This window comes from Amycolatopsis sp. NPDC005003, assembly GCF_053600695.1.
This window is the reverse complement of sequence record NZ_JBSGAI010000037.1, coordinates 21971-44782: the sequence shown is the minus strand read 5'-3', so window position 1 is coordinate 44782 and position 22812 is coordinate 21971. Positions and strand designations below refer to the sequence as shown.

Annotated in this window: 20 protein-coding genes; 9 read left to right on the top strand and 11 right to left on the bottom strand. The window is 71.4% G+C overall.

Annotation, left to right across the window (positions count from 1 at the left end; genetic code table 11):
- Positions 1 to 66: 66 nt before the first annotated feature.
- A complete protein-coding gene (locus ACWED2_RS34435; protein ID WP_449694688.1) occupies positions 67 to 2121 on the bottom strand; it encodes an acyl-CoA dehydrogenase family protein in 2055 nt (684 codons plus the stop codon).
- Between the two features lie 139 nt (positions 2122 to 2260).
- On the opposite strand from ACWED2_RS34435, the gene kstR reads away from it, so the two are divergent.
- Positions 2261 to 2887, top strand: a complete 627-nt coding sequence (gene kstR, locus ACWED2_RS34430) for a cholesterol catabolism transcriptional regulator KstR (RefSeq protein ID WP_086849903.1) — start codon at positions 2261 to 2263, stop codon at positions 2885 to 2887.
- Positions 2888 to 2969: 82 nt separating this feature from the next.
- On the opposite strand, the gene ACWED2_RS34425 is transcribed toward kstR, so the two are convergent.
- Positions 2970 to 3800 (bottom strand): LLM class F420-dependent oxidoreductase, encoded by an 831-nt coding sequence (locus ACWED2_RS34425; protein WP_449694687.1) that lies wholly within the window; start codon positions 3798 to 3800, stop codon positions 2970 to 2972.
- Positions 3801 to 3895: 95 nt separating this feature from the next.
- On the opposite strand from ACWED2_RS34425, the gene ACWED2_RS34420 reads away from it, so the two are divergent.
- Positions 3896 to 4693, top strand: a complete 798-nt coding sequence (locus tag ACWED2_RS34420) for a hypothetical protein (protein ID WP_449694686.1) — start codon at positions 3896 to 3898, stop codon at positions 4691 to 4693.
- Here the strand turns inward: ACWED2_RS34420 and ACWED2_RS34415 are convergent.
- The gene (locus ACWED2_RS34415) at positions 4680 to 5912 is read right to left on the bottom strand and encodes a hypothetical protein (RefSeq protein WP_449694685.1); all 1233 of its coding nucleotides are present in this window, start codon (positions 5910 to 5912) and stop codon (positions 4680 to 4682) included. The two genes, ACWED2_RS34420 and ACWED2_RS34415, sit on opposite strands and share 14 nt — an antisense overlap.
- Positions 5913 to 5993: 81 nt before the next feature.
- Positions 5994 to 9227, bottom strand: a complete 3234-nt coding sequence (gene icmF / locus ACWED2_RS34410) for a fused isobutyryl-CoA mutase/GTPase IcmF (protein ID WP_449694684.1) — start codon at positions 9225 to 9227, stop codon at positions 5994 to 5996.
- Between the two features lie 138 nt (positions 9228 to 9365).
- Here icmF and ACWED2_RS34405 point away from each other — a divergent pair, with 138 nt between their 5' ends.
- From ACWED2_RS34405 to ACWED2_RS34390, 4 genes are all read left to right on the top strand, one after another.
- A complete protein-coding gene (locus ACWED2_RS34405) occupies positions 9366 to 9695 on the top strand; it encodes an ArsR/SmtB family transcription factor (RefSeq protein ID WP_449694683.1) in 330 nt (109 codons plus the stop codon).
- A complete protein-coding gene (locus ACWED2_RS34400) occupies positions 9688 to 10119 on the top strand; it encodes an SRPBCC family protein (RefSeq protein WP_449694682.1) in 432 nt (143 codons plus the stop codon). The genes ACWED2_RS34405 and ACWED2_RS34400 overlap by 8 nt, the downstream gene beginning before the upstream one ends.
- Positions 10116 to 10766, top strand: a complete 651-nt coding sequence (locus tag ACWED2_RS34395; protein ID WP_449694681.1) for a DUF899 domain-containing protein — start codon at positions 10116 to 10118, stop codon at positions 10764 to 10766. Before ACWED2_RS34400 ends, ACWED2_RS34395 begins: the two co-directional genes overlap by 4 nt.
- A 77-nt stretch (positions 10767 to 10843) precedes the next feature.
- A complete protein-coding gene (locus ACWED2_RS34390) occupies positions 10844 to 11404 on the top strand; it encodes a dihydrofolate reductase family protein (RefSeq protein WP_449694680.1) in 561 nt (186 codons plus the stop codon).
- A 43-nt stretch (positions 11405 to 11447) separates the two neighbouring features.
- On the opposite strand, the gene ACWED2_RS34385 is transcribed toward ACWED2_RS34390, so the two are convergent.
- The 4 genes from ACWED2_RS34385 to ACWED2_RS34370 are packed head-to-tail and all read right to left on the bottom strand — an operon-like array spanning position 11448 to position 16905.
- The gene (locus tag ACWED2_RS34385) at positions 11448 to 12059 is read right to left on the bottom strand and encodes a GTP-binding protein (RefSeq protein WP_033261921.1); all 612 of its coding nucleotides are present in this window, start codon (positions 12057 to 12059) and stop codon (positions 11448 to 11450) included.
- Entirely contained in the window at positions 12040 to 12756 is a 717-nt protein-coding gene (locus ACWED2_RS34380) for a DUF742 domain-containing protein (RefSeq protein WP_449694679.1), read from the bottom strand. Before ACWED2_RS34380 ends, ACWED2_RS34385 begins: the two co-directional genes overlap by 20 nt.
- Positions 12757 to 12763: 7 nt before the next feature.
- A complete protein-coding gene (locus ACWED2_RS34375) occupies positions 12764 to 13216 on the bottom strand; it encodes a roadblock/LC7 domain-containing protein (RefSeq protein WP_004561253.1) in 453 nt (150 codons plus the stop codon).
- Positions 13213 to 16905: a nitrate- and nitrite sensing domain-containing protein gene (locus ACWED2_RS34370; protein ID WP_449694747.1), complete on the bottom strand. Its 3693-nt coding sequence runs from the start codon at positions 16903 to 16905 to the stop codon at positions 13213 to 13215. The genes ACWED2_RS34375 and ACWED2_RS34370 overlap by 4 nt, the downstream gene beginning before the upstream one ends.
- Positions 16906 to 17929: 1024 nt before the next feature.
- Here ACWED2_RS34370 and ACWED2_RS34365 point away from each other — a divergent pair.
- On the top strand, positions 17930 to 18367 hold the full coding sequence (locus ACWED2_RS34365) for a DUF485 domain-containing protein (RefSeq protein WP_449694678.1): 438 nt from the start codon (positions 17930 to 17932) through the stop codon (positions 18365 to 18367).
- Positions 18364 to 19956 carry a solute symporter family protein gene (locus ACWED2_RS34360; RefSeq protein ID WP_449694677.1) on the top strand — a complete coding sequence of 531 codons (1593 nt, stop codon included), beginning with the start codon at positions 18364 to 18366 and terminating at the stop codon, positions 19954 to 19956. Before ACWED2_RS34365 ends, ACWED2_RS34360 begins: the two co-directional genes overlap by 4 nt.
- 4 nt (positions 19957 to 19960) lie before the next feature.
- Here ACWED2_RS34360 and ACWED2_RS34355 read toward each other — a convergent pair whose 3' ends face one another.
- Positions 19961 to 20521 carry a TetR/AcrR family transcriptional regulator gene (locus ACWED2_RS34355; RefSeq protein ID WP_449694676.1) on the bottom strand — a complete coding sequence of 187 codons (561 nt, stop codon included), beginning with the start codon at positions 20519 to 20521 and terminating at the stop codon, positions 19961 to 19963.
- Positions 20522 to 20656: 135 nt separating this feature from the next.
- On the opposite strand from ACWED2_RS34355, the gene ACWED2_RS34350 reads away from it, so the two are divergent.
- Positions 20657 to 22081 carry an MFS transporter gene (locus tag ACWED2_RS34350; protein ID WP_449694675.1) on the top strand — a complete coding sequence of 475 codons (1425 nt, stop codon included), beginning with the start codon at positions 20657 to 20659 and terminating at the stop codon, positions 22079 to 22081.
- Here ACWED2_RS34350 and ACWED2_RS34345 read toward each other — a convergent pair.
- The gene (locus tag ACWED2_RS34345) at positions 22059 to 22400 is read right to left on the bottom strand and encodes a DUF3817 domain-containing protein (RefSeq protein ID WP_449694674.1); all 342 of its coding nucleotides are present in this window, start codon (positions 22398 to 22400) and stop codon (positions 22059 to 22061) included. The two genes, ACWED2_RS34350 and ACWED2_RS34345, sit on opposite strands and share 23 nt — an antisense overlap.
- A 13-nt stretch (positions 22401 to 22413) precedes the next feature.
- Entirely contained in the window at positions 22414 to 22794 is a 381-nt protein-coding gene (locus tag ACWED2_RS34340) for a hypothetical protein (protein WP_449694673.1), read from the bottom strand.
- Between the last annotated feature and the right edge of the window lie 18 nt (positions 22795 to 22812).

Here is a 22812-nt window from a genome sequence, read left to right as displayed (position 1 = left end):
AACTCACCCGGGCGCCGACGGGCATCACGCGTGTCTGGAGGGGCATCACGCGTGTTTGCCGGGGCATCAGCCGCGGGGCAGGCCCAGGAGACGTTCGGCCGTGAGGGAACGCAGGACCTGGGTGGTGCCGCCCGCGATCGAAAGGCAGCGGGTCAGCAGGAATTCGTGCTGCGGCGAGCCGTCGGCGAGCAACGCGCCCGAGCCGGCCAGCTCCAGCGCGAACTCCGCGACCTCCTGCCGGTGCTGCACGCCGAGCAGCTTCCGGACGCTCGACTCGGCGCCGGGGTCCTGGCCCTCCAGCCGGCGCAGGGCCGCGCGCAGGTCCAGCACCGAACCCGCGACACCGTCGGCCACCAGCGAGCCGAGCCGGTCCAGCGCGACGTCGTCCGCCGCCGCGGCGTCCATTGTGGACACCAATGCCTGCACGCTCTCGCCGACCGCCGACCCGCTCCCGATGGCCACCCGCTCGTTGGCCAGCGTCGTGCGCGCCAGCCGCCAGCCGCCGCCCGGCGGGCCGACGACGTCGGCGTCCGGCACGAACACGTCGTCGAGGAACACCTCGTTGAACACCGCCTCGCCGGTGATCTCGCGCAGCGGCCGCGTGGTGATCCCCGAAGCCCGCATGTCGACCAGGAAGTACGTGATGCCTTTGTGCTTGGGCGCGTCCGGGTCGGTGCGGGCGAGGCAGATGCCCCAGTCGGCTTCCCGGGCCAGCGACGTCCACACCTTCTGCCCGGACAGCCGCCAGCCGCCGTCGACGCGCCGCGCCGCCGTCCGCAGGGCCGCCAGGTCGGACCCGGCGCCGGGCTCGCTGAACAGCTGGCACCACGTCAGCTCGCCGCGCAGGGTGGGCCGGGCGAACCGCGCCCGCTGCTCGTCGCTGCCGTGCTCGAGGATCGTCGGCACCGCCCACGCGCCGATCACCAGGTCCGGACGGCGGACACCGGCGGACGCCAGCACGGAGTCGATCCGCAGCTGCTCCGCGGCGTCGGCGCCCCGGCCGTAGGGCGCCGGCCAGTGCGGTGTCAGCAACCCGGCGTCGGCCAGCGCGACTCGCTGTTCACCCGGGGACAGCGCGGCGATCCGCGCGACCTCGTCCCGCAGCGCGGGATCGTCGCCGACGTCGACGCCCAGCGTGCGCTCGGTCCCGGACAGCGCCAGCGACGCCGCCCGCCGCCGCCACGACCCGCCGAGCCACTGCCGCAGCGCCACGGCCCGGCGCAGGTACAGGTGCGCGTCGTGCTCCCAGGTGAACCCGATCCCGCCGAGGACCTGGACGCAGTCCTTGGCGTTGGCGACGGCCGCGTCCAGGGCGACCACCGCCGCGCTCGCCACCGAAAGCGGGTGCTGCCCGGAAGCCGCGTCCCAGGCCAGCGCCTCGGCGGCTTCGGCGCGGCAGAGCATCTCGGCGCACAGGTGCTTGATCGCCTGGAACGCCCCGATCGGCTTGCCGAACTGTTCGCGGACCTTGGCGTACTCGACGGCGACGGTCAGGCACCGCCGCGCCACCCCCGCCGCCTCGGCCGCGGCCAGGACCACCGCCAACGGCTCCACCGGCGGCAAGGTGAGGACCTCGGCCCGGACCCCCGAGAACCGGAGGCGCGCCAGCGGGCGCGAGAAGTCGAACGCGGCCAGCGGCTCGACGGTCACCCCCGGCGTGCCGGGCGCGAGCAGGACGTGGCCGCCGTCGACCGGCACCAGCAGCCAGGCGTCCGGATGCGCCCCGGGCACCGGCCCGCTGAGGCCGTCCTCGAGGGACACTGCGTCCAGGAGCACCGCGACGGTGGCTTCCCCCTCGGCCAGGGCCGGGAGCAGCTCTTTCGCTTCGGGAACTTCGGCGAGCAGTAGCCCGGCGAGCGCGGTGCCCAGCACCGGTCCGGGAACGAGGTCCTCCGCCGCCGCGGCGAGCCCGGCGGCGAGGTCGGCGACGCTGCCGTCGGCCCCGCCGACCGCGGCGGGCAGCGCGACCCCGAACAGGCCGAGCGCGGCGAAGCCGGCCGGGATTCCCGCGCCGTCCCCGGTTTCCGCCGCGCGCACCGCCTCCCGCGGATGGTACGCCGCGGACCAGGCGTGGATCGCCTCGGCCAGCGCGGCCTGTTCGTCGGTGAGCGCGACCGGCATCGAGCCTCCTGGCGGGAAGGGACACTACTCGCGAGTGTAGAACGTGTTATAGTTTTTCGGCCAGTGGGTCAATTGTCGCGAGGTTCGCCAGGACCGGTAATCTACGTCGTGAACTGGAACAAGTTCCGAAGGACAGGGGATGCCGATGCCAGGCAAGACCAAGGCCCGCGGCAACGGCCTGAGCGCGATCGGGGCCGACGAACTCGGCTCGGCCGCCCAGCGCGACCGCCGCCGCCGGATCATCGACGCCACCCTCGCGCTCGCCTCGAAGGGCGGCTACGACGCCGTCCAGATGCGCGCCGTCGCCGAGAAGGCCGACGTCGCCCTCGGCACGCTGTACCGGTACTTCCCCTCGAAGATCCACCTGCTCGTGTCCGGGCTGGCCCGCGAGTTCGAGCGCGCGCAGGAGAAGCTGGAGCGCCAGGCCATCCCGGGCGACACGCCCGCCGAGCGGCTGATGTTCGTGCTCGGCCGCAACACGCGCATGATGCAGCGCGACCCCCACCTGACCGAGGCCATGGTGCGCGCGTTCATGTTCGCCGACACCTCCGCCGCCGCCGAGGTCGAGCAGGTCGGGCGGCTGATGGAGAACATGTTCGCCAAGGCGATGGGCATCGCCGAGCCGACCGAGGCCGACCGCGACATCTTCCACGTGGTCGCGGACGTCTGGATGGCGAACCTGGTGGCCTGGGTGACCCGCCGCGCCTCGGCGGCCGACGTCGCCAACCGCCTCGAACTGTCGGTGCACCTGCTGCTGGACAAGTAGCCAGCGCGCGTGACCCGCGGGGGCGCCCCCCGGTTCCACTCTATCGCCCGGCACCGACAGTTTCCGGTGCCGGGCGCGTGCTTCAGCGGTGCGCGGCGGCCACCTTCGCCAGCTCGTCGAGCGCCTTGAGCGTCTCCGCTTCCGGCAGCGTGTCCAGCAGGAACGTGTACCGCTCGACACCGGCTTCGCGGAAGCCGTCGATCACCTTCGGCGTCGTCGGCCCGCCGAAGACCGCGAACGGGACGTCTTCGCGGCCCTGGTCCGCCAGCCAGCCGCGGACGCGCTGCGCCTCCTGGTACTTCGTGTAGCCCCGGAGCAGCCAGCCGTCGCCGTACTTGGCCAGGCGGTTCAGGGCGGCTTCGCTCTCGCCGCCGATGTAGATCGGGACGTGCGGCTTCTGCACCGGCTTCGGCCAGCTGAAGATCGGGTCCAGGTCGATGTGCTCGCCGTGGAACTCGGCCTCGTCCTTCGTCCAGATCTCCTTGAGGGCGGCCAGCTGCTCGTCGATCAGCGCGCCGCGCGTCTTCGGGTCGGTGCCGTGGTTGCGCATCTCCTCCCGGTTCCAGCCGACGCCGACGCCGAACAGCGCGCGGCCGTCGGAGATCAGGTCCAGCGACGCGACCTCCTTGGCGGTGTGGATCAGGTCACGCTGGATCAGCAGCGCGATCCCGGTGCCGAGCAGCAGCTCCGAGGTCGCGGTGGCCGCGGCGGTCAGCGCCACGAACGGGTCGAGGGTGCGGTAGTACACGCGCGGCAGGTCACCGCCGCCCGGGTACGGGGTTTCCCGGCTCACCGGGATGTGCGAGTGCTCGGCCAGCCACAGCGACTCGAAGCCGCGCTCTTCCAGCGCCGCACCCAGCACGTCGGGCCGGATGCCTTCGTCGGTCACGAACGTCGAGATCCCGAATTTCATGTTCAAGGAGTACCACCCGCCCGGCAAGGCTTGCACGATGGAGTCATCCCGTGTCCCGGCCCCGGCCGGCACCCGAAGGCGGTACGTTCGACCCCGTGATCGTCGAGTCGGCGGTGGTGCCGCGGACCTCCGCCGCGCCCTGCGCCGACCGGCTGATCCTCGGAGAGCACGTGCTGGGCGTCGCCGACGGCGCGACCGGCAAGCCGTGGGACCGGGGCCCGGACGGCGCCGCGCTGGCCGAAGCGGTCGCCGGCCACCTCGCCGCCACCGCGGCCGATACCGGCGCCCGCGCGGCCGTGTCCGGCACGACCGCCCTCGTCCGGTCGCTGCTGGCCGAAGCCGGGGCCGCCCCCGGCGAGGGCTCGGCGGTGACGTTCTGCGTGCTGCACCGGCCGCGGCGCGAGGTCTGGCGCGTCGGGGAAGGCCGTGTCCTGCTGGACGGCACCCCGGTACCGCCGCGGCCGACCGGGGAGCGGGTCGTCGCGGAGGCCCGGGCTCTCGTGCTGCGCCGCCACCTCGCCGACGGCGTTCCGGAAGCGACGCTCCTCGCCGAGGACCCGGGCCGCGCCGCGGTGCAGGAGCTGCTGCGCGCGCTCACCGGCCTGCGCAACCGGCCAGTCCCCCGATACGGCTACGGCGCTGTCGACGGGCAGGACGTCCCGGACGGCTTCGTCGAAGTGATCCCGATCCCGCCCGAGGTCCACGAAGTCGCGCTCACCACCGACGGCTACCCCGAGCCGGCGCCCGACCTGGCCGAAAGCGAGCGCTTGCTGGCCGGCCGGCTGGAGCGCGACCCGCTCATGCTGGATCCGCCGGAGACCAAAGGGCTCCGCCCCGGCGCGAACTCGTTCGACGACCGGGCGTACCTGCGGTTGAGGCTCAGCCCAGCTTGAGCCACACCGCCGCGCCCGCCGGATCCCGGTCGAGCCACTGCCGGATCAGCTGGATGTTCACGTACAGCGGGAAGGACAGCTGGCCGCGGTACCGGCGCTCGATCTCGTCGAGCGCCACGAGCAGCCCCGGAACGCCGTCGTAGGGGTCGAAGTCGACGGTCCGGTGGTCGAAGGTGAAGAGTTTGTCCTTGCGGGTGATCCGGGTGGTCACCCGGCCCAGCGAAGCGATCCCGTAGAACTGCGGCTTGCCGCCGAGCGAAGTGACCCGGCTGTACCCGACGACCTTGATGTCCTCGGGCTGGTGCTGCTCGGCCGCGGAAAGCCCCATCTCCTCGACCATTTCGCGCCACATGGCGTGCTTGACGAACGCCAGCAGATCGGAGCTTCGCGGCCGGGAGCGGCGCCGGAGCGTGCGCCGGCGCCGCCGAGCCTCGAGATCACGCCAATCGGCCGAGCCGCTGCCCGAACCGGCGAGCAGGTCCTTCGACAATTCGTTCCGGCTCGTCTGCCGTTGCAGGAGGAGCTTGCCGCCGGCGACGGCGAGCACGTCGACGCCGATGTGGTTCGAGCAGTTGCTCCACTCGAGCCTGGGCAGCTCGGTGTGGCCCGCCGCCGGCCCGTCGGGGAACTCGATGAGCTCGTGCAGCGAATCCTTCTCCCGGAACTCGTAGGTGGCGAGCCGGTTCGTCACCAGGAAGGCCGAATAGCTGGTCCGCTGCACCTGCACCCGCTCGGTGCCGGCGAAGAGGTCCGAACCCAGCCGGACCTTGTCCTCGTCGAAAGCTAGCGTCGACACCTTGAGTGCGCGGACTTCTTCGTGCTTGCCCGTCGGCCGCCACATCTCGGGCTTCGCGTCGAACGCTATCCGCGCGTCCGCCGCGAGTTCGGCGTCCAGCTCCGGATCGTGGACGGCTTCACAGCCGTCCGCGGCGATCTTCGCCCAGCGGTCGTAGGGGCTCTTGTAGGGCAGCAGCATGGGTTCAGCCCGCGACACCGACTTCGCGGCCTTGACCTCTTTGAAGTGGTCGAAGACCTTCATGGCGATGTCCAGCAGTTCCTTGCCCGTGGCGGCGATCGCGAGCGCCAGGACGAGCCAGAACGCGGCTTTCCCGGACACCAGCAGCTGGGCGAGCAGCAGCCCGGCGCTGATGCTGAACGCCAACGGCCGGCGGCGGAAGACGATCCACGCGCGCCAGAGACCGATCCGCAACAAGGTCACCGGCGCCTCCGTCCCGACTGGTCACGAACACAGTCGGGACGGGCGAGCGGGTCGTTACCCGGCTCCGCACGGCGATGCGGCTCAGACGTTGCGCCGGTACTGGCCGCCGACCTCGAAGAACGCCTCCGTGATCTGGCCCAGCGAGCACACCCGCGCCGCGTCCATCAGCACCCCGAACAGGTTGCCGCCGCGGGTGGCCGCTTCGCGCAGTGCCTTCAGGGCCTGCTGGGCCTCCTCGTGGTGGCGGTGCCGGAAGTCCGCGAGGCGGTCCAGCTGGGACTTCTTCTCGTCCTCCGTGGCCCGCGCCAGCTCGACCTCGACGTCCTCCTCCCCCGCGTGCGGGTTGCGGAACGTGTTGACGCCGATGATCGGCAGCGAGCCGTCGTGCTTCTTGCGCTCGTACAGGATCGACTCGTCCTGGATCTTGCCGCGCTGGTAGCCCGTCTCCATCGCGCCGAGGACGCCGCCGCGCTCGCTGATCCGGCAGAACTCGGCCAGCACGGCCTCCTCGACCAGGTCGGTCAGCTCGTCGATGACGAACGAACCCTGCAGCGGGTTCTCGTTCTTCGACAGGCCCCACTCCTTGTTGATGATCATCTGGATGGCCATCGCGCGGCGCACCGAAGACTCCGACGGCGTCGTGATCGCCTCGTCGAACGCGTTGGTGTGCAGGGAGTTCGCGTTGTCGTAGAGCGCGCAGAGCGCCTGCAGCGTGGTGCGGATGTCGTTGAAGCTCATCTCCTGCGCGTGCAGCGACCGCCCGGACGTCTGCACGTGGTACTTCAGCTTCTGCGACCGCTCGTTCGCGCCGTAGCGCTCGCGCATGGCCACCGCCCAGATCCGCCGCGCGACCCGGCCGAGCACCGAGTACTCGGCGTCCATGCCGTTGGAGAAGAAGAACGACAGGTTCGGCGCGAAGTCGTCGATGTCCATGCCGCGCGCGAGGTACGACTCGACGTAGGTGAAGCCGTTGGACAGCGTGAACGCCAGCTGCGAGATCGGGTTCGCCCCGGCCTCGGCGATGTGGTAGCCGGAAATCGATACCGAGTAGAAGTTCCGCACGCCGCGGGAGATGAACCACTCCTGGATGTCGGCCATCATCCGGAGGCTGAACTCGGTGGAGAAGATGCAGGTGTTCTGGCCCTGGTCCTCCTTGAGGATGTCGGCCTGCACCGTGCCGCGGACGTTCTTCAGCACCCACTCGCGCAGTTCGGCGGCCTCGGCGTCGGACGGCTCGCGGCCGTGCTCCTCGCGGAACGCCGTCAGCTTCTGGTCGATCGCCGTGTTGAGGAAGAAGGCCAGGATCGTCGGCGCCGGGCCGTTGATGGTCATCGACACCGACGTGTTCGGCGCGGTCAGGTCGAAGCCGTCGTAGAGCGCCTTCATGTCGTCGAGCGTCGCGATGGACACGCCCGACGTGCCGACCTTGCCGTAGATGTCGGGACGCGTGTCGGGGTCGTGGCCGTAGAGCGTCACCGAGTCGAACGCCGTGGAGAGCCGCTTGGCCTCCGAGTCGGCCGAAAGCAGCTTGAACCGGCGGTTGGTGCGGAACGCGTCACCCTCGCCGGCGAACATCCGCGCCGGGTCCTCGCCGTCGCGCTTGAACGGGAAGACGCCCGCGGTGTACGGGAAGTAACCCGGCAGGTTTTCGCGGCGCAGGAACGACAGCAGCTCACCGGACTCGGCGTACCGCGGCAGGGCGACGCGCGGGATCCGGTTGCCCGACAACGTGTCGCGCCACAGCTGCGTGCGCAGCTCCTTGTCACGGATCTTCACGACCAGTTCGTCCTGGCGGTACTCCTCGGCGAGCTCGCGGAAGCGCGAAAGGAGCTTTGTCGACTCGCCGTCCACATCGGACTCGGCGGCGGCGAGCAGGCCGTCCAGCGCGTCGGTCGACGCGTCCACCTTCGCGAGTTCCTCGCGCGCGAGGGCCAGCGCCTCGTGCTTGCGGACGGCGGCGACCTGCGCTTGCGTCTTCGCGTGGTAGCCGCGCACGGTCTCGGAGATCTCGGCCAGGTACCGGGCCCGGTTGCCGGGGATGATCGTCGAGGCGTCCGTGGACACCTTGCCCTCCACGCGCGGCAGCGTCCCCGCGGACACGGTGAGCCCGCGCTCGGCGAGCATCCCGCGCAGGTGCTGGTACAGCGCGGTGACGCCGTCGTCGTTGAACTTCGCGGCGCTCGTGCCGTACACCGGCATGTCCTCCGGCGCCGAAGAGAAGGCCTCGCGGTTGCGCACCAGCTGGCGGGCGACGTCGCGGCGGGCGTCCTCGGCGCCGCGGCGCTCGAACTTGTTGATCGCGACGACGTCGGCGAAGTCGAGCATGTCGATCTTCTCCAGCTGCGACGCGGCGCCGAACTCCGGCGTCATCACGTACAGCGAGTTGTCCACGAAGTCGACGATGCCGGCGTCGCCCTGGCCGATGCCCGGCGTCTCGACGATCACCAGGTCGTACCCGGCGGCCTTGCAGGCCAGGATCGACTCGCTCAGCCCGGCCGGGATCTCGCCGGACGTCGTGCGCGTCGCGAGCGAGCGGAAGTAGACCGGGGAGCCGTCGAGGCAGTTCATCCGGATGCGGTCGCCGAGCAGCGCGCCGCCGCCCTTGCGCCGCGACGGGTCGACGGCGAGCACCGCGATCCGCAGCTTGTCCTCCTGGTCGAGGCGGAAGCGGCGGATCAGCTCGTCGGTGAGCGACGACTTGCCCGAGCCGCCGGTGCCGGTGATGCCGAGCACCGGCACCGCGCGCTTGCCCGCGGCCTCGGTGATCCCGCCCAGCAGGTCGTCGGGCAGCTGCGAAGCCTGCAGCTGGGTGATGACGCGCGAGAGCGCGGCGACGTCCCCGGAGAGCACCTTGTCCAGCGAGGGGGCCTCGGCCGCGAGGTCGACGTCGCAGGCCTTGATCATGAAGTTGATCATGCCCGGCAGGCCCATCTCGTAGCCGTCCTCCGGCGAGAAGATGCGGGCGACGCCGCGCGAGTGCAGCAGCTCGATCTCCTCCCGCACGATCACCCCGCCCCCGCCGCCGAAGACCTTGATGTGCCCGGCGCCGCGCTCGCGCAGCAGCTCGACCAGGTACGAGAAGTACTCCACGTGCCCGCCCTGGTAGGCGGAGATGGCGACCCCCTGGACGTCCTCGGCGACGGCCGCGGTGGCGACCTCGTCGACCGACCGGTTGTGGCCGAGGTGCACCACCTCCGCGCCCTGGGACTGCAGGATCCGCCGCATGATGTTGATCGACGCGTCATGGCCGTCGAAGAGGCTCGACGCGGTCACGAAGCGGACGGGGTGCACGGGGCGGTACAGCTCGCTGCTCATCCCTCCAAAATACTTTGGCTTCCTACTATTGGAAACCCGATGACCCGTGATGCGGATCTCAGGGGCAGCCCAGGAGAACTTGACAACGGCCAGCTCGGCGCTATGTTTAACAAATCCGTTAATTAACAAGGTGCTGAAATGACGACTGACCAGTTGAGCCGGACGTTCTCGGCGCTCGCCGACCCGACCCGGCGGGCCATCCTCGCCCGGCTGTCGGCCGGCGAAGCGACGGTCAACGAGCTCGCCGAACCGTTCACGATGAGCCTGCCCGCCGTCTCCCGGCACCTGAAGGTGCTGGAACAGGCCGGGCTGATCACCCGGAGCCGCACCCGCCAGTGGCGGCCCTGCCGGCTGGACGCGAAACCCCTGGCGGACGTCGCCGACTGGGTCGCGGCCTACCGCCGGTTCTGGGACGGCGGCTTCGACCGCCTCGAGGAGCACCTGAGGACCCTGACCGGCGATGCCTGAGCTGACCATCACCCGCGTGTTCGACGCCCCGCGCGAACTCGTGTTCTCCGCGTGGACCGAACCGGACCACCTGGCGAGCTGGTTCGGCCCACAGGGGTTCACCTGCTCCGCCGTCACCGTCGACCCGCGCCCCGGCGGCCGCTGGCGGGCCTGCATCCACTCCCCCGCAGGCGAAGACCACTGGATGCACGGCGTCTACCGCGAGGTCAGCGCGCCCGACCGGCTCGTGTTCACCTTCGCCTGGGAAGCCCAGGGGCAGGAGACGCTCGTGACGATCGGCTTCGCCGACCTCGACGGCAAGACCGAGATGACCTTCGTCCAGACCGGCTTCCCGACCGCCGCCGAACGCGACGGCCACGAGGAAGGCTGGACCTCCAGCTTCGAGGACCTGACCGGCTTCATCCGAAGGAAGGACACCCGATGACCGCCACCCTGCCCGCCGTCGTCTCGCCCGAAGAGTGGCAGGCCGCGCGCGACGCGCTGCTCGCCAAGGAGAAGGCGCACATGAAGGCGGGCGACCACCTCGCCGCCGAGCGCCGTCGGCTGCCGATGGTCCGCTTCGACACGAAGTACCGGTTCGACAGCGCCGACGGGGAGAAGAGCCTGCTCGACCTGTTCGAGGGCCGCCGCCAGCTGATCGTCTACCACTTCATGCTGCACCCGGGCGACGAGGCGGGCTGCCCCGGCTGCTCGCTGATCGTCGACAACCTGCCACACCTGGCGCACCTGAACGCCCGCGACGTCACGCTCACCGTGGTCGCGCCCGCCACCCTCGCCGAGATCGAGCGGTACAAGGCGCGCATGGGCTGGGACGTCCCGTGGGTGTCCGCGCACGGCAGCGGCTTCACCGAGGACTGCGGCGTCGGGACCGGGTTCGGCGTCAGCGTGTTCCTCCGCGACGGCGACGAGGTCTACCGCACCTACTTCACCTCCGGCCGAGGTGGCGAGATGTTCCTGTCCTCGCACCGGTACCTCGACATCACGCCGCTGGGGCGGCAGGAGGCGTGGGAGGAGGAGAGCCGCGGCGACGACGCTCCCAGCTCGTGGTGGCGCCGTCACGACGAGTACTGAAAACTTTTCGAGGGCGTGTCCGGTCCGCCGCCGCGGCTCCGACCTCCGGGTGTCAGACCCCGACAGAGGAGACGGAAATGCGCGAGATCGTCTACATGGTCCACACTTCGCTCGACGGCTGCGTCGAGGGCCCGAACGGCGAGTTCGACTGGCCGGTCATGGGCCCGGAGCTGTCGGCCTACGCACAGGAGCTGAGCGCGCGCGCCGGCGAGTTCGCCTACGGGCGGAAGGTCTGGGACATGATGTCCTCGTACTGGCCGGTCGCCGAGTCGATCTCGGACCACCCGCACGACATCGCCTTCGCGCCGGTGTGGCGTGAGACGCCGAAGGTCGTGTTCTCGCGGACGCTGGACAAGGCGGACTGGAACACCCGCGTCTTCGGCGGCGACCTCACCGAAGCCGTGACGGCGCTGAAGGCCGAGCCGGGTGAGAACGTGCTGCTCATGGGCGGCGCGGAGCTGGCCGCCGAGCTGACCGCGCGGGGCCTGATCGACGAGTACCAGGTGTTCGTGCACCCGGTCGTCCTCGGCGGCGGCAAGCGCCCGTTCGCCGAGGGCACCGCGCGGCTCGGCCTCGAACTGGCGGAGTCGCGCACCTTCGACGGGCAGGTCGTGCTGCTGCGCTTCCGGCGCGCGTGAGCGACCCCGGGCCCGGGCCTGTCCCGGGCCCCGCCCGACGGCGTCAGCGGGCGTTGGCCGCCCGCAGCGCGATCCACTGCCGCATGGCGTACTCGACCAGCGTGATCAGCGTCTGCTTGGTCGACTCGCGGTCCCGCGCGTCACAGCGGACGATCGGGATGTTCGGGTCGATCGACAGCGCCTCGCGGACGTCGTTGATGTCGTGCTCCAGCACGCCGTCGAACGTGTTGATGCCGACGATGTACGGCAGCCCGCGGTCCTCGAAGAAGTCGATCGGCGCGAACGAGTCGGCCAGCCGGCGCGTGTCGGCCAGCACCACCGCGCCGATGGCGCCGCGGACCAGGTCGTCCCACATGAACCAGAACCGCTGCTGCCCGGGCGTGCCGAACAGGTACAGGATCAGGTCCGCGTCCAGCGACACCCGGCCGAAGTCCATCGCCACGGTCGTCGTCGACTTGCCCGGCGTGTGGTCGAGGTTGTCGACGCCCACGCTGGCGTCCGTCATCATCGCCTCGGTGGTCAGCGGCACGATCTCCGACACCGACCCGACGAAGGTCGTCTTCCCCGCACCGAAGCCGCCGGCCACCACGATCTTGGCCGATGTCATGGTCGGGGGCGCGGTGTCCCGCGGTGCCTTATAGCCGACGGAGTCCACTCAAAACCCTTTCCATCAACACCAGATGTGCCTCGGCGCCGTCATTGCCGGTAATCGTCTTGTGCACCGTGACCAGCCCCGCGTCGGCCGCGTCGCTGATCAGCACCCGGGCCACGCCCAGCGGCACCCGCAGCGCCGAAACGATCTCGGCGACCGAACGGGGGGTCCGGCACTCTTCCATGATCGAGATGCACTCGATCTGCTCCGCGGCGACTTCGGGGAAGCCACCGGTGGCAGCGTAGTCCTTCGCGGAGATCAGTGTCTCCAGCTCCAGGGCGTAGTTCGCCTTGGTCCGGCCGCCGGTCAGCGCGTAGGGCCGGACGATCGCCGTCAGCTCCTCGGGCGCGGGCGGCGGCTCGAACACCGCGGGCATGACGAATTCGCCGCTGGGCGGGCCCGGGTCGAACAGCCCGCCCGGCCTGGGGCTGTCCCCGTCGGTACTGCCGGGTGGAGAGACTAAAGAGGTCACACGATCTCCTTGGTCGGCCGACGGCGCGGGCGCCGGCGGATCCGCGGCCGCGTGCGCACCGGCGGCCGGGGGTGGCGGGGACTCCTTGCTCTTTTTGCGCTTCCGGCGGGCACGGCCGGAATCCAGCGTGAACCCGTTGAGGACGTCGGCGAACGTGCCGTCGTCCCCACGCCCGGCGGGGCTGTGCCCCGCGGGTGGTTCGCCGTCGAATCCGGACCCCGTGCTCATCGCGCCATCATCCCACCGGTTCGCCGATCAGCGACCCCCCGGAGCCCTGAAGCTGAGCGCGCAGCTCCGGGGTCAGGATCTGGCCGACCCGGTCGACGAGCATCGTCATCTCGTAGGCGACCTGCCCGATGTCGCAGTTGGGGGCGGCGAGCACGGCCAGGCAGGACCCGTCGCTGATCGACATCAGCACCATGATGCCCAGCTCCATCTCGACGACGGTCTCGTTGACCGCGCCCGCCTCGAAGCAGCGGGCCGCGCCCTGGGTGAGGCTGACCAGCCCGGAAGCGACGGCGGCGAGCTGGTCGGCCCGGTCGAGCGGGAGCCGGTTCGACGCGGTCAGCAGCAAGCCGTCCGCCGAGACGACCACGGCGTGGGCCACGCCGGGCACCCGCTCCGCGAAGTCGTTCACCAGCCAGCCGAACTGGTTCTGCGTCGGCTGAGCGCTACTCGGCGAGGTCATTCACCCTCCAAGGTCTCGTGGTTGTTCTCGGCCGCCTGTGCGGTGCGGTGGCGTCCGCGCTCGATGCCCTGCTGGAAACTCCGCAGGCGGCCGCGCACGTCGTGTGCGTCCCGTTGTGGTCGGGGGGCCGTGGCCCCGGTGGACGGTCCGGCACTGCCCGGGAGCAGCTGCTCCCCGCGACGGCGCCGGGGCAATCCTGCCGAAGTGAAGGTGGAGGGTGTCGACTGGGACACCGCTTGCACCGCACGCCAGCCGTCGTCAGTGCCGAAATTCCATTCGGTGGTGGCCTCGACGGCGGTCTCTTCGCGGCGCGGAGCGGGCGTCTCCGGAGCCTTCCTGCTGGGCAGCGACGACGGCGGGACCACGGGACGGCCGTTGGCGATCGGCAGCTGCCCGGATTCCTGGAACACGTCCGGGCGCCGGCCGTTCGGCTGTGGGAGGGGCCCGGGCCGCTGGGGAAGGGCGGCGGGCGGCGCCGGCCGGCTCGGCTGCGGCAACGTCGGCTTCGGGGTCGGTTGCGGCAGCGCACCCTGCGCGGAGCCCGAGCCCGCCGGCAGTGCCTCTCCGGCGGACGGTTGCTGATCCGGCTGCGTCCCGTCCGCGAAGATGTCGCCTTGCAGCTTCGGCTCCGGCGACTCGGCCGGCTGTGCATCGGCGGCGGGCGGCGCCGCAGCCTGGGCCGGCTCCGGCGTGCGGGGCTCCAGGGGCGCGGACGAGCCCGGCGCGGCCTGCTGAGCGGCCTCGGCCTGCCGCGCCGTCTCCGGGCCCTGCTCGGCCTGCTGCGGCTGCGGGGTGGCCTGCTGGGCCGACTGGCCCGCGGACTGGGCCGTCCCCAGCCCCGGCCCCACCGGTGTCCCGGGGGTCGGCTGGGCCGGGCGGGTGCGCTTGGCCGCGGCCTGGCGGCGGCCGCGGGTCACGCCCTGCTGGAAGCTGCTCAGGCGGCCGCGGACGTCCGCCGGGTCGCGGACCGGGAGGTCCGGGCGGGCCGGGGCCGGTTTGGGCGTCGCCGCCGGGGATGCCGGGGTGGCGCTGCCCGGGAGCAGCTGCTCGCCGCGGCGGCGGCGCGGGAGGCCCGCGTCCGTGAACGCCGTCGGCTCGGCCTTCGTCCGCTCCTGGACCGTGCGGAAGTTCTCGTCGCTCGCGAAATCCCAGCTGCGGCGCTCCTCCGGCGGTGTCTCCGGGGAAGCGGCCGGCTCCTCCTCCGCCGACGGCTTGTCCTCGCGGAACCACGCCGAGAGCATCTCGTCGAAGATCGGCGTCGTCTCCGAACGGTCCGGTGCCGGGGCCGGCGGGGGCGGCTCCGAGCCCGCCGTCGCCTCCTGCCACCAGTCGCTCAGCGTCGTCTCGTTGGCCGTGAACAGATCCTTGCCCGCCGGCAGGTCCTCGCCGCGCGGCGGCGGGCCCGACGGCACCGGCAGCACCGCGGGCACCTGCGGCAGGGCCGGGCGCTGCGGCGGGACGTCGTCCTTTTCGATCGGGCCCTTCTCGATCGGGGAGAACAGCGCCGTGCCCGAAATCTCCAGGTCCGACGGCGGGCGCACACCGGACAGCCCGGCGAGGTCGCTCGCCGACGGCCACCGCTCCTCCCCCATCGCCGGCTGCTGCGGCACCACCGGGCGCGGGCGGGTGGCGCCGTTGACCGGGCGGCGCGGCAGCCGGTTGCCCGCCGCCGGGCTCGCCGGGTGCTGCTGCAGGGCGCCGATCGGGCCGGTCGCCGGGCCGTCGGTCACCGGCATCACCAGCTCCGCCGGGACGATGACGGTGGCGCGGACGCCGACGATGTCCTTGCCGCCGTGCAGCGACACCCCGATCCGGTGCCTGCTGGCCAGCCGGCCGACGACGAACAGGCCCATCCGGCGCGAGGTGACCAGGTCGACCGAACCGGCCTCGGTCAGCCGGGTGTTCGCCTCGATCACCTCGCACTCGTTCATCCCGATGCCCTTGTCGAGGATGTCGATCTCGAGCGAGCCGTTCTCGCCCAGCCGCGAAGCCACCGTCACGGTGGTCTCCGGCGCGGAGAACGCCGTGGCGTTGTCCAGCAGCTCGGCGACCAGGCGCATCAGGTCGCTCGCCGCGTAGCCGACGATCCGGGCCGGGGGCGGCGGCTGCACCTGGACGCGCTGGTACTGCTCGATCTCCGACACCGCCGCGCGCAGCATGTCGGTGGTGCCGACCGGCTTCCCGGACCGGCGGCCCGGCTCGGCGCCGGAGAGCACCATCAGGTTCTCGTTGTTGCGCCGCATCCGGGTGGCGAGGTGGTCGAGCTGGAACAGCGTCGCCAGCTGGTCGGCGTCCTCCTCGTCGCGCTCGAGCTGCTCGATCAGCTGCAGCTGCCGCTGCACCAGGCTCTGGCTGCGCCGCGAGAGGTTGACGAAGACGCTGCCGTAGCCGGTGCGCATCGCGGCCTGCTCGGTCGCCAGCCGCAGCGCCTGGTGGTGCACCTTGTCGAAGGCCCGCGCCACCTCGCCGACCTCGTCGTCGGTGTGCACCGGGACCGGCCGGACGTCGGTGCCCTGCGCCCGGCCCTCCTGGATGTTGCGGACCGCCTCCGGCAGCGCGGTCTCGGCGACGTCGAGGGCGCTGCGGCGCAGCACCTTCAGCGAGCGCAGCAGCTGGCGGGTGATGAGGAAGACGACCGCGACGGCCAGCACCATCGCGGCGAACAGCAGCACCGCGAGCAGGCCGGCGCCGCTGCTGGAGGAGTCGACCAGGTCCGCGGCGGTCTGCGACGCCGACGCGCCGAGCCGGTCGGCGAGCCCGCCGATCTGCGCGCGCATCGCCGCGGACGCGGTGGTCCAGTCCGCGGCCGACAGCGCGCGCAACGCGTCGTCCACCGCGCCGCTCTGGGCGTTCAGCACCGTCTCGACCATCCGGGCGCGGCCCTGTGCCTGCGCACCTTCGGCGATCGCGGCGAAGTCGCGCTGCAGCGTGTCGCCCGCGGCGGAGCGGAAGTCGACGAGCCGGTCGGCGAGCCGCTGCTCGGCGGCGCGCAGGGTGGCCAGCTCGCTCGGCGTCAGCCCGGCCCGGCCGATGCCGTAGGAGACGACGGCCTGGCTGAGCGACACCTGCTCGCCGGCGACCAGCAGTTCGTGCAGGCCGGCGGGCATGCCGCCGAGGGTGCCGTCGCCGGCGCCCGCCGTGGCCGCGGTGTCCAGGCTGATGAGCGACGCGGTGAGCGCCGAGTACGCCGTGATGGCCTGGCTCGGGTCGAGCTGGCCGCCGTCGACCTGGCGGCGCAGGAAGGCGAGGTTGCCGACCTGCGCGGAGGCCGCGCCCGCGGCGCCGGACACCCCGGGCTCGGCTTCGGCGGCGCGGGCCTGTTCCGCGGTGAACGGGCCGGTCGCGGCGTCGGTGGCCTTGCGCGCCGCGGCCAGCTCGGGGGTGCCGCCGACGGTGCCCTCGGTCAGCATCGCGGAGGTGACCGTGCGCTCCTGCTGGAGGGCGGTGGTGAGCGTGCGCACCCCGCTGCCGAGCGCGACGAGCCGGTCGAGCCGCTGGTACTCGTCCGAGCGGCCGACCTGCGCGGCGATCGTCGCGACGCCCAGCACGAGCGCGAGGACGATGGGCACGACCGTGACGGCCGAAAGCTTGACGGGCAGGCTCCAGTCGCGCCACTGCACGAGCGCGCGCCACACGGCCTTCCCCTTCGACCGCCGGGGCGCTCGGCCGAGCAGTTCCCCGACGGGCACCTGACCTTCTCCTGCAACGGTCACGTGAGTGACTCCCTGTCCGGCGTCATGGATCCGCGTCGGCGGCGCGGCGTCCCGGCTCGCGGCGGGCCGTCGGACGGCCGTGCCGTCCCCACCCTGCCGCTTCCCCGGCGCCCTCGCTCGTCCCCGGTCGCCCCGCCGTCCGCGCGCCCGTCGCCGGGCAGGCACCGCCCCGCCGTCTCGAGCCCGGGAACCTGCTGCCCGGGACTATGCACGTGCATGTCGCAAGTTGCGTTGTGCACGGTGATCGAGATCAACTTTATCGGTGCCAATCGATCGCTGCGGTCAGCTGGGCCAAAGAATCGTACCCCCGATGCCGTACCGGTCAATTGTGTTCCCCGTTCGGGCGCTGACCTGCGAAAAGTGCTTTCACGACCGGACACGGGCCAAGACATTCCGCCGCGTCGCTCCCGAAGCGGCAATCCTGGTTACCGGACCGAGGACCGGACGCATCCGGTCGTCACCCGATTAGCCCAGGCAGGGTAGCAGTATCCCTCGGTCGATCTACACTCCGTACCTCCAACGGGTGGGTCAAGCCCGAAGGTGTGCCCGATGTTGTGGCGTTGCGCGTTCCCCCGCCCCGACCTGGTGATTTCTTTCGGATCCCGGCGCTGACCAGTGGATCCTCCCCGAATTGCGCAGCTTCGGAGCCACCCGCGAGCAGGATCAAGCCCGCGATTTGGCTACCTTGCGTGACCGACTCGGCAAGTTGTCTAGCGCCGTTAACCCGTTTGCCGCACCGCAGTGCGACTGCGACAACTTCCCGTCACAATTCTTTTCGGCATTGCGGACGTTCTCCGCGCCGCGTTCCCGCCGGTCACCCCATTCGACACGAGCGAAGGGAAAAGGAATACCTCCGTCCGAACCGACCGGACGGTCCGGCCACTTCGGGCGCCGCCGGATGGCGTAGTTACGATGTGCGCTCGCAGTCCGCAAGGGCGGCCCGCGCCCTGCTCGCAGGCGCCCGGGCCCGCCGCCACGGAGGCACCCCGCCGGAGGCACCATGTACGACGTAGCGCGGCCCACGCCGGGCAACGCCCTCGAGGAGACCAGCCGGATCCCGGTCCTGCCCGCCGGGTCCGGCCCGGCCGGGGTTCCGCCTCACCGGCCCGCCGCCCCCTCGGGCCCCGACTACCCCGCGATCCAGGCCAGCCCGGAGTTCGTCTCGCTGCGCCGCCGGTTCCGCGGCTTCGTCTTCCCGATGAGCTTCGCCTTCTTCGCCTGGTACATGACGTACGTGCTGCTCGCCGCGTACGCGCACGACTTCATGAGCCGCAAGGTGTTCGGCCAGGTCAACGTCGGCATCCTGCTCGGCCTCGGCCAGTTCGTCAGCACCGCGCTGATCACCGCCCTCTACCTGCGCTACGCACGCCGCCGGCTCGACCCGCGGGTCGCCGAGCTGCGGGCGCGCGCGGGCCTGGCGGAAGAGAAGCGCCGATGACCGCGCTCGCCGCGGGCGGGCTGCGCGCCAGCGACCCCGTCGTCAACATCGTCGTGTTCGCCCTGTTCGTGGCGATCACCCTGTACGTCGTCTACCGGGCCGGCAGCCGGACCTCTTCGACGTCGGACTACTACGCCGCGGGCAGCGCCTTCACCGGCCGCCAGAACGGCATCGCGCTCTCCGGCGACTTCCTCTCGGCGGCGTCGTTCCTCGGCATCGCGGGCGCGATCGCCGTCCACGGTTACGACGGCTTCCTCTACTCCATCGGCTTCCTGGTCGCCTGGCTGGTCGACCTGCTGCTGATCGCCGAGCTGCTGCGCAACACCGGCCGGTTCACCATGGGTGACGTCGTCAGCTTCCGGATGAACCAGCGCCCGGTCCGGGCCGCGGCGGCAACGTCGACCCTGGTCATCTCGCTGTTCTACATGCTGGCGCAGATGGCGGGCGCCGGCGGCCTGGTCGCCCTGCTGCTCGACATCCACACCCGGCTCGGGCAGGCGCTGGTGATCGGCGTGGTCGGCCTGGTCATGGTCCTGTACGTGCTGGTCGGCGGGATGAAGGGCACCACGTGGGTGCAGATCATCAAGGCCGGCGTGCTGATGCTCGCCGTCGTGCTGATCGCGGTGTTCCTGATCGGCAAGTACGGCTTCAGCTTCTCGAACCTGCTCCAGGCCGCGACGGAGAAGAGCCCGCTGGGCGAGCACCTGCTGGAACCGGGCGGTTCCTACGGCAAGGACGACACGACCAAGCTCGACTTCGTGTCGCTCGCGCTCGCCCTGGTGCTCGGCCTGTCCTCGCTGCCCCACCTCCTGATGCGCTTCTACACGGTGCCGAACTCCCTGGAGGCGCGCCGCTCGGTCGTCTGGGCGACGGTGTGCATGCTGATCTTCTACGTGTGCACGCTGGTGATCGGCTTCGGCGCGGCCGCGCTGGTCGGGTCGGACGAGATCAAGAGCGCCCCGGGCGGGGAGAACTCGGCGGCGCCGCTGCTGGCCCTGCACATCGGCGGGACGCTGCTGCTGGGCGTGATCGCCGCGGTGGCGTTCGCGACCATCCTCGCGGTGGTGGCCGGGCTGACGATCACCGCGTCGGCTTCGTTCGCCCACGACGTCTACGCGAACATCTTCAAGCGCGGCAGGGCCGAACCGGCGGACGAGGTCCGGGTGGCGCGGCTGACCGCGATCGTGGTCGGCGCGCTGGCGATCGTCGGCGGGGTGCTGGCGAACGGGCAGAACGTCGCGTTCCTGGTGGCGCTGGCGTTCGCCGTGGCCGCGTCGGCGAACCTGTCGACGCTGCTGTACTCGTTGTTCTGGAAGCGGTTCAACACCACCGGCACGCTGTGGGGCATGTACGGCGGCCTCATCGCGTGCCTGCTGCTGGTGCTGTTCTCGCCGGTCGTCTCGGGCGCCCCGGACTCGATCTTCAAGAGCATCGACTTCGCCTGGTTCCCGCTGAAGAACCCCGGTCTGGTGTCGATCCCGTTCTCGTTCCTCTGCGGGTTCGTCGGGACGCTGGTCGGCCGGCCTAAGGCGGACGCCGAAAAGCAGGCGGAGATGGAGGTCCGCTCGATGACCGGCATCGGCAGCTGAGCCGTCAGGCGCGCAGGCCGTCCAGGATCACGTTCAGCACGCGCCTGCCGTCTTCCGGGCTGCAGTTGCGCACGGCCATCCCGGCGCCGTGCCCGAGGCGGAGGACGTCCGCACCGACGACGTCCGGCCGGACCAGCCCGGCCTCCTGCGCCGCTTCGACGAGCACGCCCGTCGCCTCGCGGAGCCGTTTCTGGCAGTACAGGAACGTCTCGGAGCCGGAGTCGATCGACTCCTTGAGGATCGTCGCGAGCTTGTGCCGCTCGACCACCCAGGTGACCTGGGCGAGCAGCCACGCTTCCAGGGCCTCCCACGGCGGCAGCTCGTCGTGCAGGGCGAACGCGCGGTCGGCGAGCACCGTGATCTCCTCGCGGTAGACCGCCTCGAACAGCTTTTCCCGGGTCGGGAAGTGCCGGTAGAGCGTGCCCGCGCCGACGCCGGCTTTCTTGGCGACGTCGTCCAGCGGCACGTCGGCGCCGTGGCTTGTGAAGAGGTCCTTCGCCGTCGCGACGATGCGCTCGTAGTTGCGCCTCGCGTCCGCGCGCATCGGACGCCCGCTGTCCGGCATCCCGGCCTCCTCGCCAACTAACCGGAGAGATTCTCCGAATTCACTTGCGCATCCGGAGACACTCTCCATATTATCGGATCACAGCCAAGCGGAGAACATCTCCGCTTCTTCTCTTACTCCTCGGGGGAGTATCCCTTGTCGCAACACACGCTCGATCGTGCGCCCACACCGGCGCGCTCCCGCCGCAGCGGGGTGGTCCTCGCGATCATCCTCACCGGCCAGCTCATGCTCATCCTCGATGCGACCGTCATGAACGTCGCGCTCCCGCGCATCCAGGCCGACCTGGGGTTTTCCGCCACCGGGCTGTCCTGGGTGATGACCGCCTACAGCCTGGTCTTCGGCGGTCTGCTGCTGCTCGGCGGCCGCGCGGGCGACCTGTTCGGGCGGCGGCGCATGTTCGTCGCCGGCACCGTCGTGTTCACGCTCGCCTCGCTGGCCGGCGGGCTCGCCGACTCGGCCGCGCTGCTCATCGCCGCGCGCGTCCTGCAGGGGGTCGGGGCCGCGATGGCGGGCCCGAGCACCCTGGCCCTGGTCACCACGACGTTCACCGAGGCCAAGGCCCGCGTCCGCGCCCTGGCGCTGTTCTCCGCGATGTCCAGCGGCGGCTTCGCGATCGGCCTGATCGTCGGCGGCCTGCTCACCGAGTGGATCTCGTGGCGCGCCGCGCTGTTCATCAACGTCCCGTTCGGCCTGGCGATCGCCCTGCTCGCGCCGCGGTTCGTGGCCGAACCCGACCGCCGTCGCGCGCACCTGGACCTGCCGGGCGCGATCACCGGCACCCTCGGCGTCGGCTCGCTCGTGTTCGCCTTCACCCACGCCGCGTCCGACGGCTGGGGCAACGCGGTGACGCTCGGCTCGCTCGGCGCCGGCCTGGTGCTGCTCGCCGGCTTCGTCGCCATCGAGGCGCGCACCGCGATGCCGCTGGTGCCGCTGCGGCTGTTCGCCGACCGCAACCGCAGCGCGGCCTACGTCAACTTCTTCCTCGGCCCGATGGCGATGATGTCGATGTTCTTCTTCCTCACCCAGTTCATGCAGGACATCCGGCACTACGCCGCGCTGGCCACCGGGTTCGCCTTCCTGCCGATGGCGGCGCTGATCTTCACGATGAGCCGGCTCGTGCCGCGGCTGCTCCCCCGCTACGGGCCGAAGCCGCTGGCGATCACCGGGTCGCTGCTGATGGTCGCCGGCGTCGGCTGGCTCGCCACGCTGACCACGGCGAGCGGGTACTTCCCGGCGCTGCTGGGGCCGCTGCTGCTCATGGGCCTCGGGGGCGGGCTGGCGTTCGCGCCGCTGAACGTGATCGTGATGGCCACCGTGCCGAACGAGGACGCCGGCGCGGCGGGCGGCGTGCTGCAGACGATGCAGCAGGTCGGCAGCACGCTCGGGCTGGGCGTGCTGGTCACGGTGTTCGGCTCGGTGACCCGCTCCGCGGGCACGACCGGCGCCCAGCTGACGGTCGACGGCATGACGGCGGCGTTCGCCACGGCCGCGGCGTTCGCGGCCGGCACCTTCCTGGTGGCGCTGACGTTCCGCCGCGCTACAGCTTCTGCCCGGCCTTGACCTTGTGCGTCACCCGGCGCTCGACGAGGAACGAGACGAACGGGACACAGCCGGCCAGCAGCACGAGCACGGTGCCCTTGATCGACCACCGGGCCTTGATCGCCAGGTCGATCGTCAGCACCAGGTAGATCATGTAGAGGACGCCGTGGATCGGCGAGTAGACCGCGGACGGCGTCGGGTTGCCGAAGCCGTACCGCAGCACCATGACGAAGCAGAGACCGAGCAGGCCGACGCCGGTGACGTAGGCGGCGGTGCGGAACCGGACCAGGGGGCCGGCGAGGGGAACGGCGGTCCGGGCGCCTTCGGTGCTGGTGGTCATCGGGTCGTCGTCCTCACTCTGCTGCCTGCTGGTCGCGGGCGTTCAGTTCGCGCAGGTAACGGTTGTAGGCGGCCAGCTCCTCGTCCTCGTCCGGGTGCGTCTGCACTGCCGGGCGGGGACGGGGGGCGGGCACTTCGGGCTTCTCGGCCACCGGCGCTTCAGCGGCTTCCGCCTTCTGGTTGAGCTTGCGGATCCGCCAGAACATGAAGGCGGGGAAGAGCCCGAACAGCGGCCACTGCAGGACGTAGCCGAGGTTCTGGAAGGTGCCGTTCGCGGAGGTGAAGCGGTCCCACTGCCACCAGGCGAGCCCGCAGCAGACGAGCAGGCTCACCAGACAGGTCGCGACGATCGCGATCCGCCGTCCCCGCGGGGAGGCGGTCTCGGAAGCTGGCACGCTTCGACGCTAGCACTG

Coding starts and splice junctions, on each gene's coding strand:
- ACWED2_RS34435 (WP_449694688.1), bottom strand. CDS start 2,121: ATGCCGGTCGCGCTCACCGACGAACAGGCCGCGCTGGCCGAGGCGATC.
- kstR (WP_086849903.1), top strand. CDS start 2,261: ATGCCGATGCCAGGCAAGACCAAGGCCCGCGGCAACGGCCTGAGCGCG.
- ACWED2_RS34425 (WP_449694687.1), bottom strand. CDS start 3,800: ATGAAATTCGGGATCTCGACGTTCGTGACCGACGAAGGCATCCGGCCC.
- icmF (WP_449694684.1), bottom strand. CDS start 9,227: ATGAGCAGCGAGCTGTACCGCCCCGTGCACCCCGTCCGCTTCGTGACC.
- ACWED2_RS34405 (WP_449694683.1), top strand. CDS start 9,366: ATGACGACTGACCAGTTGAGCCGGACGTTCTCGGCGCTCGCCGACCCG.
- ACWED2_RS34400 (WP_449694682.1), top strand. CDS start 9,688: ATGCCTGAGCTGACCATCACCCGCGTGTTCGACGCCCCGCGCGAACTC.
- ACWED2_RS34395 (WP_449694681.1), top strand. CDS start 10,116: ATGACCGCCACCCTGCCCGCCGTCGTCTCGCCCGAAGAGTGGCAGGCC.
- ACWED2_RS34390 (WP_449694680.1), top strand. CDS start 10,844: ATGCGCGAGATCGTCTACATGGTCCACACTTCGCTCGACGGCTGCGTC.
- ACWED2_RS34380 (WP_449694679.1), bottom strand. CDS start 12,756: ATGAGCACGGGGTCCGGATTCGACGGCGAACCACCCGCGGGGCACAGC.
- ACWED2_RS34375 (WP_004561253.1), bottom strand. CDS start 13,216: ATGACCTCGCCGAGTAGCGCTCAGCCGACGCAGAACCAGTTCGGCTGG.
- ACWED2_RS34365 (WP_449694678.1), top strand. CDS start 17,930: ATGTACGACGTAGCGCGGCCCACGCCGGGCAACGCCCTCGAGGAGACC.
- ACWED2_RS34360 (WP_449694677.1), top strand. CDS start 18,364: ATGACCGCGCTCGCCGCGGGCGGGCTGCGCGCCAGCGACCCCGTCGTC.
- ACWED2_RS34355 (WP_449694676.1), bottom strand. CDS start 20,521: ATGCCGGACAGCGGGCGTCCGATGCGCGCGGACGCGAGGCGCAACTAC.
- ACWED2_RS34345 (WP_449694674.1), bottom strand. CDS start 22,400: ATGACCACCAGCACCGAAGGCGCCCGGACCGCCGTTCCCCTCGCCGGC.